Here is a 12,039-nt window from a genome sequence, read left to right on the forward strand (position 1 = left end):
TCAGGCGGGCTGCTCGCCGAGGTAGCCGGCGATGATGCGGGAGTGGTCGGCCCGGAGTTCCCGGGCCGTGGCGTGCGCGGTGATCTCGCCGTGGGAGAGGACGTAGCCGCGGTCGGCGATGTCGAGGGCGAGGCCGACGTGCTGTTCGACGAGCAGCACCCCGCAGCCAGTGTCGTCGGCATAGCGCCTGACGATGGGCAGCAACTCCTCGACGATGATGGGTGCCAGGCCGAGGCTGAGCTCGTCGAGCAGCAGCAGCTTGGGGCCGCGGGCCAGGGCCCGTCCCATGGCGAGCATCTGCTGCTCGCCGCCGGAGAGCAGTCCTGCCTTGCGGTCCTGGAGCCGGGACAGGGCGGGGAAGTAACGGTGGGCGGCCGCCTGGTCGAGGCGCTCGCCCCGGTGACCGAGGCGCAGGTGCTCCGCCACCGTGAGGCCGGAGAAGATGCCTCGCCCTTCCGGAACGTGGGCGATGCCGAGGCGGGCGCGGGTCGCCGCCGGGATCCTGCCGAGGTCCGTTCCGTGGAACGTGATCGTGCCGGCGAGGGGGCGCAGCAGGGCGGAGACGGCCTTGAGCGTGGTGGTCTTCCCCGCTCCGTTGGCCCCGAGGAGGGCGACGACCTCTCCCGCGCCCACTTCGAGGTCGATCCCGCGGACGACGGCGGCTCCGTCATATCCGGCGGTGAGGCCGGCCACCTCCAGGACTGGGGTGCTCATGGTGTCTCCGGGGTGCTGGTGAGGGACGTGGCGGATCCGACGGTCGACGTGCCGGCCGCGGCGGCGGGCTGGGCGGTGGACGCCCCGAGGTAGGCGGTGACGACGGCGGGGTCGGTTCGGACCTGTGCCGGTGTCCCGGAGGCGATCACCTTGCCGAACTCCAGGACGACGACGTGGTCGCAGACGCCCATCACGAGGCTCATGTCGTGGTCGATGAGGAGCAGCGCGGTGCCGGCGTCGGCGACCGCGCGCAGTCGGCGTCCGAGTTCGGCGCTCTCCGTCGTGTCCAGGCCGGCCGCGGGTTCGTCGAGACAGATGACGCGGGGCCGGGCCGCCAGGGCCCGTGCCACACCGACGAGTTTGCGTCTGCCCTGGGACAGTTCGTGCGCCGAGGCGTCGGCCAGGTCCTCGAGACCCAGGGCCGCGAGCGCCTCCGGAACAGCGGGGTTCGGGGACGGCCGGCGGCCGAAGGTCTCGCCGAGCGCGGTCCACCATGTCGAGGGGTCCGCCGTGACCTGCAGGTTCTCGGCGACCGTGAGGTCCTCGAAGAGTTCGCTGCTCTGGAAGGTGCGGGCGAGTCCTCGACGGGCTCGTGTGTGGGGCGGCCGTCCGGTCAGGTCCTTGCCGTCCAGTTCGACCTTTCCCCGGGCGGCGACGAGGCCGGTGACGGCGTCGACGAAGGTGGTCTTGCCGGCTCCGTTGGGGCCGATGAGTCCCACGAGTTGGCCCTCGCCGACCTCCAGGGAGACATCGCTGAGGGCGTGGACGCCGCCGTAGCTGACGCCCAGCTGCTGGACCGAGAGCACGTTCACGGTGCGACCTCCTTGGCGTCGGCAGCGGTACGGCCGAGGTGGATCTGTGGGGAGCCGACGGCGGATGCGCTGTCGGCCGGCGGTCCCGTCGTGGCCGCCGCGCGTCTGGCCCGCTTCACCGTCCTCCGGCGGTAGGCGGCGCCGGCGATGCCGTCCGGGTTGGCGATCAGCGTCACGATCAGGGAGACGCCGCCGAAGAGCAGGGCCCAGGTCCCCTTGATCCCGAACCACTTGTCCAGCGCGTGGGGCAGCAGCGCCTCGGTCGACATCAGCCCCGCGATCACGGCTCCGGACACCATGGTGATGCCGCCGATGTAGGCGAAGCCGATCAGGCCGAGGGCGGCCAGCGCGGTGAACCGGGCGGCGCTGACCGAGCCGAAGTTGTAGCCGTAGAGGGTGCCGGCAGCGCCGGCGATGAAGGAACTGATCGCGAACGCGGCGATCTTCACGGCCCGCACGTCGACACCGGCCGCCGCGGCGGCGCGCTCGTTGGAGCGGACGGCGAGCATCCGCCGGCCGAGTCCGGTGCGCCGGAGATGGGCGACGTACAGTCCGAGGGCGACGGTGACGGCCAGGACGAGGAAGCCGAACATGGGGCTGGGTTCGTTGCCGTCCAGGCCGCGGAAGTCCGCTTTCGGACCGAGGTCGATGCCGAACAGGCGCGGCGGGGGTACGGACACTCCGGCCGTTCCGCCGAACGAGGTGTTGCCGAACAGCGCCTGTTCCATGGCCAGGGCCGCGGCCAGGGTGACGACGGCCAGGCTCACCCCCCGCACTCGCAGGGCGGAGACGCCCGCGGCCACTCCGAGCAGGGTGGCCAGCAGCATCGCGCCGAGTGCGGAGAACGGGAACGGGATCCCCAACCGGACGGAGAGGTGGGAGAGGACGAAGCCCGCGGTTCCGGAGAGCGCGAGCTGCATCACGGAGATCTGTCCCACGTAGCCGGTGATGACGACGTAGGACAGGACGATGACCATGCCGATCATCGAGTTGGTGAGTGCCTGGCGGAAGTCGAACGGGAGCACGATCAGTGCGGCGGCGGCGACCGAGGCGGCGATCAGGGCGGGACGCAGCAGCCGCTCGGGCAGGGGCACCGCGGGCAGCCGCTGTTCGACGAGTTCACCGCGGCGCGGCAGACCTGCGCCGCGCACGTACAGGGCGACGACCATCAGGGCGAAGACGAGGAGCTGCTGGAGGCCGGGCATGGCGTTGCCGTTGTCGGTCGGGAACCAGCTCTGCGTGGACAGGTAGTACACGATCGACTGGAGCACGCCGATGAGGATGCCCGTGGTGCAGGCGATCCACAGCGAGGTGAACCCGGCGAAGAGGGCGGCGGCCAGGGCCGGGACCACCTGCAGGGGGAGCGTCATGGAGTCGACCTGCACGATGGGCGCGGCCAGGACACCGAGCAGCCCGGCGACCAGGGCGGCCAGGAGGGTGTTGGCCATCGAGACACTGTTGGGCGACAGGCCCGCCAGGAGAGCCGCCTGTTCGTTCTCGGAGGCCGCGCGGGTGGCCAGGCCGAAGCGGCTCCACCGGTACAGGGCCCCCAGGAGCAGGGCGATCACGACGACCAGTCCGGCCAGGACGAAGCGGTCGGAGGGGGTGGTGACGCCCAGCACGGTGACGGTGCCGGCCGGAAGGATGCTCGGTGCCTGCTGCGGCTGCACGCCGAAGACCAGGAGCACGGTGGCCTGCAGGGTGAGCAGGATGCCGAGGGAGGCCGCGAGTTTCGCCAGGGGCGAGACGGTGCGCAGCGGCTTGAAGACCGCCACCTCGGTCAGCACTCCGACGGCGAGCGCGACCGCGAGGGCTCCGGCGAGAGCGGCTCCCCTGGGCAGCGTGAATCCGAAGAAACCTGTGGTCAGCGCCCAGAAGGCATAGGCCGAGGCCATGGCGACGGCGCCGGTGGACAGGTTGATGATGCCCGAGCCCCGGTAGGTGACCACCACGCCGAGCGCGATGCCGGCGATCAGTGCCCCCTGGCCGAGGCCGAGCAGGGCGAAGAGCAGTATCTGTTCCAATGCATGACTCCTGTCATGAGCCCGCGAATCCGCGGGTCCGCGCTGCCGAGGCCGCGTCCTGCGAGGGCGTGCGGCCTCAGAGGCGGCGGGGCGGGCGGGGGCTCACCGGGGCGGGCGGATCCAGTCGGTCAGCGGCTTGAACTGGCCCTTGCCCTCGTACTGGTAGAACCTCGCCTGGTCGTTGCAGACGGCGGGGGCGTCCGGGTACTTGCCGCACTTGACCTCGGCGGCGCCCATGACGACCGGCCCGGGGAACTTCTTGAGCCGCTCGGTCACCGACGCGGGGGTGATCTTGTCCGGGCCGATGGCGTTGAGCACCTTCGCGTACGTCAGGACCGTGCTCCAGCCCAGCGGCGCGAAGACCTTGGACTGGTCGTCCTTGCCAAGACCCGCCTGCGCCGAGGTCTTCAGGAACGCCTTGGAGTCGGCGGCCGTGGAGTCCATCGGCAGCGTCTGGGCGACGCCGTACGTCCAGGTGGGCAGGTCCCCGCCGAGGCCCTGGGCGACATCGGGGGACATGCACAGCGGCGTGGAGACCACCGGCTTGGTGACGTTGAGCTGCTTCAGCGCCTTGGCGATCCCGACGCAACCGCCACCGACGGAGATGGGCACCACGACATCCGCGGTGTTCGCCCCGGCCGCGGTGACCGGGCCGATCAGATCGGTGGACTGTGCGTCGAATCCGACGGACTTCACCTTCAGACCGGCGGCTTCCAGGCCCTTCACCGCCGCCCCGGAGGCGATCTTGTCGCCGGGCGTGTTCGTGTGGATCACCGCCGCGGTCTTCGCCTTCAGCACGTCACGGGCGTAGGTGCCCCAGGTGCCGAAGATGTGCGGCAGGTCGCCGAAGGTGCTGAAGGTGTTCTTCGCGGTGGGCATGGTCGGGCCCGTCGCCACTCCGACCAGCACGGGCTTCTTGCCCGCGATCACGGAGTTGAAGGAGGCGTCTCCGAGGTAGAGGTTGCCCGCGCCGATGGCGGAGACGTCCTTGTCGCCGAGGAGTTGCTGGCCGCACTTCTGCCCCTCCTCCTCGGCGGACACCACCGTGCAGACGTTCAGCTTCAGCGGGTGCCCGCCGATACCGCCCAGCCTGTCGTTGACGTACTTCACGGCGGCACGGGCACCCAGGGTGGCCTCGGGGTTGCCGCCGGGGCCGCCCTCGACGTTCACCCAGCCCAGGGTGACCGGGTCGAGGCCGGCGTCGGCCTTGCCCGCCTTTCCGCCGACGTAGTCGAGGTAGTCGGTCACGACGTCACTCGCCGAGCGGGAGTCCGCACTCGCGGAGGAGCCACCCCCCAAGGCGCCGGACGACGAGGGTGCGTCGGTGCCCGATCCGCCGCATGCGGCGATGCCCAGCAGGGGCGCCATGGCGGCGGAGACGAGGCCGAGTCTCAGGGGACGTGAGGTTGCGGGCATGCGGGATCCTCCAGGATCGGAAAACGGCAGGGCGTAGCCGGCACGGCATGCGGGGAGAGCGCGGAAGGCGGAGGAGGGCAGGAGGGCGCACAGGGATGACCGGTGCTTGGGTCCAGCCCGAGGTACTTCGAAAGGCCAGGTGATCGGCGCTTTCAAGTTTCGTAACTTTCTTACGGATCGGGAATCTAGGTGTACGCTGGCGCCCTGTCAACGCCCCGGTTCACACCGAATTAACGATCATGCAATGGGAGGGGAAGGACATGACGGCGGATGCCGTGAGACGCAGGCTCCCTCGGCGCACACCCGAAGAGACCCGGGCTCTCATGCTGGAGGCGGCCACCGAACTCGTCTGCGCCGGCACCTCCGACACGAGTGAAGCGGCTGTCTCCGCAGCCCTTGCTCATATCCGCGTCAAGCGGGTCACTGAGGAAGCCACTCGCATCATGCGGGAGAGGCTGGGCGACGACACGGCACCGGCGATCACGACCGGATCCATCTATCAGATCTGGCCCGCGCAGGCCGACTTCCAGGCAGATCTCCTCTTCCACCTCACCAGCCGACAGGCCGAACTGGTCCCGGGCCTGTCGGAGAGCATCCGCCGTTTCAAGGAGGCGGTCGACAGCGGCACGACCTGGCAGGAGGCTCTCAACGACGTCCTGGCGGACAACCACGAGAACCACCGCGTGGACCCGATCTACCGCGTGCTGCTCGGCTTCTACGCCAGCGCCGCCAACCCGCGCGTCCGCGACGCCCTGGGGCACTACGGCGAGTCGTTCACCGAGGTCGCCTGCGAGGCGTACCAGGCGCTGCTGGACGCGTACGGCCTACGCATGCGAGCGCCCTACAAGGTCGAACACCTCGCCACCACCATCGCCGCCCTGCTCGACGGCTTCCACATGCGCTGGATCGCCGGCCACCCCAACCTGGAGGACCCGGAAGGAGAGGACGGCTGGTTCCTCGTCACCCGGGCCGCCGTGATGGTGTTCGACCAGTTCACCGAACCGGCGTAGGCGGGTTCACGGGGCCATGCGCCGGCGCTGCTCGCGCAGCAGGGCCTGTGCGCTCTCACGCCGAGCCGGTCAGCCTCTGCCGCGGGGCGTCGTTGTCGTCGTGATGGACGACCTCGTCGAAGCGCAGCCGCAGCCCGTGCTCGGCCGGCAGGCCGGCCACGATCGCGTCGAGCTGTTCGCGGTGTGCCTTGGTGCGGGCCTGTACGTACGACACGCGCACCTCGTCGGATTCGTCGGCGAGGACCTGGTCCATGCGCTCGCGGATGTACCGCTTGAGGTTGATGTGTTCCATGAACACCTCGGTGATGCCGGCCTCCACGAGCTGCCCGAAGAGGTGGTCCAGCAGTTCGGGCCGGGCGGCGAAGTGGGGCAGGAGCGGGCCGGCGAAGGCGAAGGTGGGGATGCCGGCGTCGCGTAGTTCCGTGAGCGTGCGCAGGCGGCGGGAGGCGAGCGGGGCGCGGACCTCCAGCCGGCGGCTGACCTTGTCGTCCGCGGTGGTCACGGTCATGCCGGCCTCCGCCCGGGGCAGGCTGGTGAGCAGGTCGATGTCGCGGGTGACGACCGGTGACTTGGTCAGGATGCGGACCAGGACCGGGTAGGCGACGGCGTCGAGCTCGCGCAGGATGCCGCGGGTGAGCCGGTACCTCCTCTCGTTGCCCTGGTAGGGGTCGGTGACGGAGCTGAGCAGCATCGTGCCGTGGTGCTTGTGCTCGGGCATCCGGGCCAACTCTTCGCGGGCGAGTTCGACGGCGTTCTTCTTCACGTACAGGTAGTCGCCCCACTCCTTGGCCGACCGGCCGAACTGCCGTCCCGCGAAGGACGCGAAGCAGTACGCGCAGCCCAGAACGCAGCCGGTGCAGGGGTTGATCACATAGTCGTTCGACGGTGTCCTCGACTTCTGGATCAGGGTCTTCGCCTCGATCTCGACCGGTTCCATGTCGGGCTTCCTCTCTGCTGTCGGCCACCCGCGCCCGGCGCGAGGCGGCTGGACACCCAACCTGCATCACGAGGAACAATAATCCTCAGAAGTTGATTCCATGGAATCTAAATGGTTTGCTGGGCGAGCGGCTGATCCGGGCCTTGGTCTCCGGCCCCGGCGAGTGGGTTTCCGTGAGCCCTCGTGGCGGAGCGCGGCGATCGCTCCCGGATCGGGCGCGCCCCGGAGAGTCACGTTTGTCCCCTATGGGATTGTCAAGGAGTGAGCGTCATGACCCTTCCCGCCCTCAACTCGGTCGCCTGGTTCGAGTTCGGCACCGACCAGCCGGAGAAGGTCAGGGAGTTCTACGGCGAGCTCTTCGACTGGAGCTACGTCCTCAACACCGACACCCCGGGCGTCACCTACCACTCGGTGATGCCGCCCGGTGCCCAGCAGCCGACGGGCGGCGTGTGGGAGTCCGAGGGCGGGTTTCCCGGCTACGCGATCTTCTACGTCCTCGTCCAGGACGTCACCGCGACGGTCGAGCGCGCCGGCGAACTGGGCGCCGAGGTGCTCATGGAACCGGTCTCCGACTCCGCGGGCTTCACCTTCGCCCGGCTGCAGGACACGGCCGGCAACCACTTCGGCGTCTTCTCGGTGCCCGCCCCCTGACCGGCCGCGCGGGCAGCCGCACGACACCCGCCGGACGGCCTGTCCCGCAGCACGAACGGGATCGAGGCCGCGTACGCCCGAACCGGCCCCGCCGACCGCCTCGACCTCGCCCGACACCACCGCCCCCGCAGCAAGAACCCAAGGAGAAACCGGCATGACCAGGTCGAACATCGACATCGCCCGCGCCTACTTCCAGGCCGTCCGGACCGGGGACATGGCCGCTCTCGGCGAACTCCTCGACGCCGGCATCGTCTGGCACCAGCCCGGAGCCAACCAGTTCTCCGGCGAGCACAAGGGCCAGGGCGCCGTCTTCCAGATGCTCGGCAGCATGATGGAGGCCAGCCAGGGCACCTTCGCCATCGACGGGATCCACGCCCTCATGGGCAACGGGGACCTGGTCACCGCCACCATCCACTTCACCGGCCGTCGCGACGACGCGTCGATGAGCATGGACGGCGTCGACCTCCTGCGTATCGAGAACGGCAAGATCGCCGAGATGTGGCTCTTCTCCGCCGACCCGGCCGCCGAAGACGCCTTCTGGGGCTAGGGCCCGTGGTGCCCGGGGCCGACTCGGCGCCGGGCGCACCCATGAGTCGATCCGTACGCACACGAAAGGCACCCGCATGCGGAAGATGACGGAGCAGCAGTGGCGGGCGTTCGTCACGGACGGCACCCGCACCGGCAAACTGTCGACCAGCCGTGCCGACGGCATCCCTCATGTGACACCGGTCTGGTTCCTCCTCGACGGCGACGACATCGTGCTCACCACCGAGAAGTACGGGGTCAAGGGCCGCAACCTCGTCCGCGACGGACGGTTCGCCCTCTGTGTGGACGAGGACCGGCCGCCGTACGCGTTCGTCCTCCTCCAGGGCCGCGCGACGATCGCCGAGGACCCGGACGGCATGCTGCGCTGGGGCGGTCTGCTGGGTGCCCGGTACATGGGCGAAGACCGCACCGAGGAGTACGCCGCACGCAACGGCGGCCCCGGCAACCTCCTCGTCCGGGGCCGCATCGACAAAGTCATCGCCTTCGCCGGTATCGCCGACTGAACCGTGGCTGACGGGCCGCGGCCGGGGGCTGTGCGCAGCCGGCTCCGGCTGATCGACCCACGGGCGCTGCCGAGCCGTCGCGGCTCACGGTGCCGGTCGGCCGGGCTGCTTCGGCGCCCGCATGGCCGGCACCGGCGTCCGTGCGGCGGCCTTCCGCTCCGCGTCCAGGGCGCGTCCGGCGGCTCGCAGCGTGCTGAGGACCGCGGTCACCTCGCGTACGGACTGCTCGGAGATCACCGACCCGATACGCAGTTCCAGCTCCTCCTCGAAGACCTTCAGCGCCCCGTCCACCAGCTTCCGCCCCCCTGGCGTCAGTTCGACGATCGAGGAACGGCGATCGTTCGGATTGGCCCGCCGCTGACACAGGCCCGCCGCCTCAAGGCGATCGACCACCTTGCTCGTGCCGCCCACCGTGATCGAGAACTTCTCCGCGATGTCCTGGATCCGCCGCCCGGGCTGCTGATGCAGCAGGTGCAGCACCTCGAACGAGGTCAGCGGCAGGTCGTACTCGGCCTTCAAGCGCCCCTCGATGCCGTCCCACAGCTCGATCTCCAGCGAGACCAGCTCCCGGTACAGCTGCTTCAGGTCGGCGTCGGGCATCACTCGGCTTCCGTAGAATTATCTTCCATGGACAGCTAATTGTAGGCTACGGACCGGTGGCGCCCAGGGAGGCCGCGCCCCGGCCGGGGTCTCTCCACCGACGCCGCCCACCTCCACGCTCCCGGGGCCCTGGAGCCCGTCCTCGCCGTCCGTGCGCGTGGCTGTGGAGAGGGTCAGTCCGCGTCGGCCACGATGGAGCCGACGCGTTCGGCCAGGGTCGGGTCGCGTCGGACCAGGAGGGCCGCGTAGCAGACGGCGGCGAGCAGGGCGGCGACCGCCACGTAGGGGAACCAGTTGTAGGGCGCGGGCTGGCCGGGCTTGGCCAGATAGTAGAGCGGGATCAGGATGGCCACCGTACCGAGCACGGGCAGCACCAGATGCCGCACCAGCCGGAACTCCTGCGGCCGGTACCTGCGGTAGTACAACGGCAGGGCGATGTTCGACGCGAGGTAGACCAGAAGGATCAGGATGGCGCCGAGCGTCGAGGACTCGGTGAAGAAGACCACGGGGTTCATCGAGTCGCCGGAGGAGCCCAGCAGGTGGCCCAGGCCCCAGCCGCCGATGATCAGCAGAGCGGTGGCGGTGAAGGTGATGATCGCCTTGTTCGGTGTGCGGCGGATGGGGTGCACATAGCCGAAGAAGGAGGGGAGCAGCCCCTCGCGTCCGGCGTTGAACACCAGGCGGGCCTGGGAGTTGATGCCGGCGATCAGCACGCCGAGGGTGGAGGTCAGTCCGCCGAGATAGGCGAGGAACGCCAGCACGCCGAGGGTGTCGTCGGCCACCTCCACGAAGGGGATCCGGGAGGCGCCGAGCCGGTTCACGTCGTAGCCGAAGCCGGTCACCGTGGCGTAGGCGAAGAGGATGTAGCTCACCGTCATGATCGCGACGGAGGAGAACACCGCGCGGCCGACGTTGTGGCGCGGGTTCTCCGTCTCCTCGGCGAGTGCCGCCGAGTTCTCCCAGCCGATGAACAGGTACACCGCCAGCGGGAAGCCTGCCGCCAGCCCCTTGAAGCCGTCGCTGATGCGGCTGGGCAGGAACGGGTCGAAGGACAGGGCGCCGCGGTGTTCCACCAGCGCGGCGACCGAGACCACGACCAGCACCAGCATCTCCGCGCCGAAGAAGTAGCCGGCCCACTTGGTGGAGACCACCACCCCGCGCAGCATCAGCGCCACGGCCAGCCCGGTGAGCAGCAGCGTCCAGATGATCCACGGCAGGTCCACCCCGGTGTAGTGGTGCAGGGTGATCTGCACGAACCCGCCGGAGATCGAGATGACGCCGGCCATCGCGATGATGTAGCCCAGCGCTGCCAGCAGCGCCGTGGTCACCGCGCTGACCGGCCCGAAGGTCTTGCCGACGAAGGTGATGAAGCTGCCCGCCGAGGGGTGTGCCCGGGAGAACTCCGCCAGGGTGTTGCCGAGAAGCGCCACCGCGATGCCCGCGGCGAGAATGGTCAGCGGTGAGGCCACGCCCGCGGTGGTGGCAAGGAAGGCGAAACCGAAGAAGAAGCTCATGGCCGGGCCGACGTTGGCCATCGTGGCCGCGGCGATGTCCGCCATGCCGAGGACGCCACCGCGCAGCCGCTGCGGCGCGCCGCCGGCAGGACCCGGCGGGGACGGCGAGCCGGCTCCGGGGTGGGGCATGGCGGCAACTCCTCGTGTGGTGTGGCGGTGTGATGGATGCGCGGGTTCGCGACGGCCGGGCCGGCACGGACCGGCGCGTCAGCGGTGCCGGGAGCGGTGGTGCGCCTTCACCGCCTGCACGGCCGGATCGGTCGCGCCCCGCCCGAGTTCGGCGAGCAACTCGGCGTGGCAGTGGTTCTGCGCCCGGACGACCGCGGGTTCCGGTGCGGGCAGCAGCAGGCACAGCCGGCCGAGCAGGTCGGCGGCGAACTCGCGGATCCCGGCGCCGCCGAGCGCCACCGCGAGGTCCAGGTGGAATCGGGTCTCCAGCTCGGCCAGGCGGGCCGGGTCGTCAGTCTCTTCCATCTCCTCGACCAGCGGTCGAAGCCCGTCCAGCCGTGCGGGCGGGACCTCTCCCGAACCGTGCGCCACGAGGCCGCATTCGAGCAGGAGCCGGAAGGCTTCCAGCGAGGCCGCCTCCTCGGGGTCGTGGGTCAGGGCCACGACGGTGTCCCACTCCTGCGCGACGAAGGTTCCGCCCGCGCGTCCGCGCCGGCGGTCGAGCAGGCCGTCCTGGCACATGCCTTCCAGTGCGCGGCGCACGGTGATCTCGCCGATGCCGAGCTCCTCGGCGAGGACCCCGGCGTCGGGCAGCCGGTCCCCGGGCCGTACGGAACGCAGGCGTACCCGCAGTGCGATCCGTGACCGGACGAGGTCGGATCCGCTCTGGCCCCCGCCGGGCAGGGCGCGGGCGAGTCCCACGCCGGTGACCGCCGTCGTCGCCGGGCCTGGCGGGTTGTAGGGCCCGAACTTGCCCGCTGCATTCGCCACGGCGCCACCCTAACGGCCCGCTGATCGCGGTCGCGGCCCCCGACGGCCGTCGCGCGGTGCGCCGGGCCGGCGTCGAGGGCGAGCGTGTGCTCGGTGCGGGGCGGGCGGGCCCGCCGGTGGTTCCCGCGACGACACCGCGGTGTGGTGCATGGGGACTCCCGAGGAGGTGGTGAACCGGCCCGCTCCGGCCGCGGGCACAGACGGCGCGGCACGGCACGGGCGTCGCGACGGGAGGAGCGGGTCGCGCTGCAGGAAAAATTAGAGCAAGGTGAACAGTTAAACAAGACCCTGCCGTGACCGGGCCGGAAGGTGGGGGGCGGGGCGGGTGCGGAGGCCGGTCCATCGCCGCCCCGACCAGGGAATTCGCACCCCG

12 protein-coding genes are annotated in these 12,039 nt (G+C 70.4%); 4 read left to right on the forward strand and 8 right to left on the reverse strand.

Annotation, left to right across the window (positions count from 1 at the left end; all coding sequences use genetic code 11):
* From ACZ6BB_RS09375 to ACZ6BB_RS09390, 4 genes are all read right to left on the reverse strand, one after another.
* Entirely contained in the window at positions 1-714 is a 714-nt protein-coding gene (locus ACZ6BB_RS09375; RefSeq protein WP_471614667.1) for an ABC transporter ATP-binding protein, read from the reverse strand.
* Positions 711-1,526, reverse strand: coding sequence for an ABC transporter ATP-binding protein (locus ACZ6BB_RS09380; protein ID WP_471614668.1), 816 nt, complete (start codon positions 1,524-1,526; stop codon positions 711-713). The genes ACZ6BB_RS09375 and ACZ6BB_RS09380 overlap by 4 nt, the downstream gene beginning before the upstream one ends.
* Positions 1,523-3,550 (reverse strand): branched-chain amino acid ABC transporter permease, encoded by a 2,028-nt coding sequence (locus ACZ6BB_RS09385; RefSeq protein WP_471614669.1) that lies wholly within the window; start codon positions 3,548-3,550, stop codon positions 1,523-1,525. The genes ACZ6BB_RS09380 and ACZ6BB_RS09385 overlap by 4 nt, the downstream gene beginning before the upstream one ends.
* Positions 3,551-3,652: 102 nt before the next feature.
* On the reverse strand, positions 3,653-4,966 hold the full coding sequence (locus ACZ6BB_RS09390) for an ABC transporter substrate-binding protein (RefSeq protein WP_471614670.1): 1,314 nt from the start codon (positions 4,964-4,966) through the stop codon (positions 3,653-3,655).
* A gap of 443 nt (positions 4,967-5,409) precedes the next feature.
* On the opposite strand from ACZ6BB_RS09390, the gene ACZ6BB_RS09395 reads away from it, so the two are divergent.
* Complete coding sequence (locus ACZ6BB_RS09395) at positions 5,410-5,976, forward strand: hypothetical protein (RefSeq protein ID WP_471614671.1); 567 nt, start codon at positions 5,410-5,412, stop codon at positions 5,974-5,976.
* 55 nt (positions 5,977-6,031) lie between these two features.
* Here the strand turns inward: ACZ6BB_RS09395 and ACZ6BB_RS09400 are convergent, their stop codons facing one another.
* Positions 6,032-6,913: a radical SAM protein gene (locus ACZ6BB_RS09400; RefSeq protein WP_471614672.1), complete on the reverse strand. Its 882-nt coding sequence runs from the start codon at positions 6,911-6,913 to the stop codon at positions 6,032-6,034.
* A gap of 270 nt (positions 6,914-7,183) precedes the next feature.
* On the opposite strand from ACZ6BB_RS09400, the gene ACZ6BB_RS09405 reads away from it, so the two are divergent.
* The 3 genes from ACZ6BB_RS09405 (at position 7,184) to ACZ6BB_RS09415 (ending at position 8,613) form a co-directional block, all read left to right on the forward strand.
* Positions 7,184-7,564, forward strand: a complete 381-nt coding sequence (locus ACZ6BB_RS09405) for a VOC family protein (protein WP_471614673.1) — start codon at positions 7,184-7,186, stop codon at positions 7,562-7,564.
* Positions 7,565-7,718: 154 nt separating this feature from the next.
* Complete coding sequence (locus tag ACZ6BB_RS09410) at positions 7,719-8,111, forward strand: nuclear transport factor 2 family protein (protein WP_471614674.1); 393 nt, start codon at positions 7,719-7,721, stop codon at positions 8,109-8,111.
* 76 nt (positions 8,112-8,187) lie between these two features.
* Complete coding sequence (locus ACZ6BB_RS09415) at positions 8,188-8,613, forward strand: PPOX class F420-dependent oxidoreductase (RefSeq protein ID WP_471614675.1); 426 nt, start codon at positions 8,188-8,190, stop codon at positions 8,611-8,613.
* Positions 8,614-8,697: 84 nt separating this feature from the next.
* Here ACZ6BB_RS09415 and ACZ6BB_RS09420 read toward each other — a convergent pair whose 3' ends face one another.
* The 3 genes from ACZ6BB_RS09420 to ACZ6BB_RS09430 all read right to left on the reverse strand — a co-directional run bounded on the left by ACZ6BB_RS09420 (position 8,698) and on the right by ACZ6BB_RS09430 (position 11,666).
* Positions 8,698-9,213 carry a MarR family winged helix-turn-helix transcriptional regulator gene (locus tag ACZ6BB_RS09420; RefSeq protein ID WP_471614676.1) on the reverse strand — a complete coding sequence of 172 codons (516 nt, stop codon included), beginning with the start codon at positions 9,211-9,213 and terminating at the stop codon, positions 8,698-8,700.
* Positions 9,214-9,386: 173 nt separating this feature from the next.
* The gene (locus tag ACZ6BB_RS09425; protein WP_471614677.1) at positions 9,387-10,856 is read right to left on the reverse strand and encodes an APC family permease; all 1,470 of its coding nucleotides are present in this window, start codon (positions 10,854-10,856) and stop codon (positions 9,387-9,389) included.
* A gap of 78 nt (positions 10,857-10,934) precedes the next feature.
* Positions 10,935-11,666: a FadR/GntR family transcriptional regulator gene (locus tag ACZ6BB_RS09430; RefSeq protein WP_471614678.1), complete on the reverse strand. Its 732-nt coding sequence runs from the start codon at positions 11,664-11,666 to the stop codon at positions 10,935-10,937.
* Positions 11,667-12,039: the final 373 nt, after the last annotated feature.

The organism is Streptomyces sp. NPDC041108, from assembly GCF_055592645.1.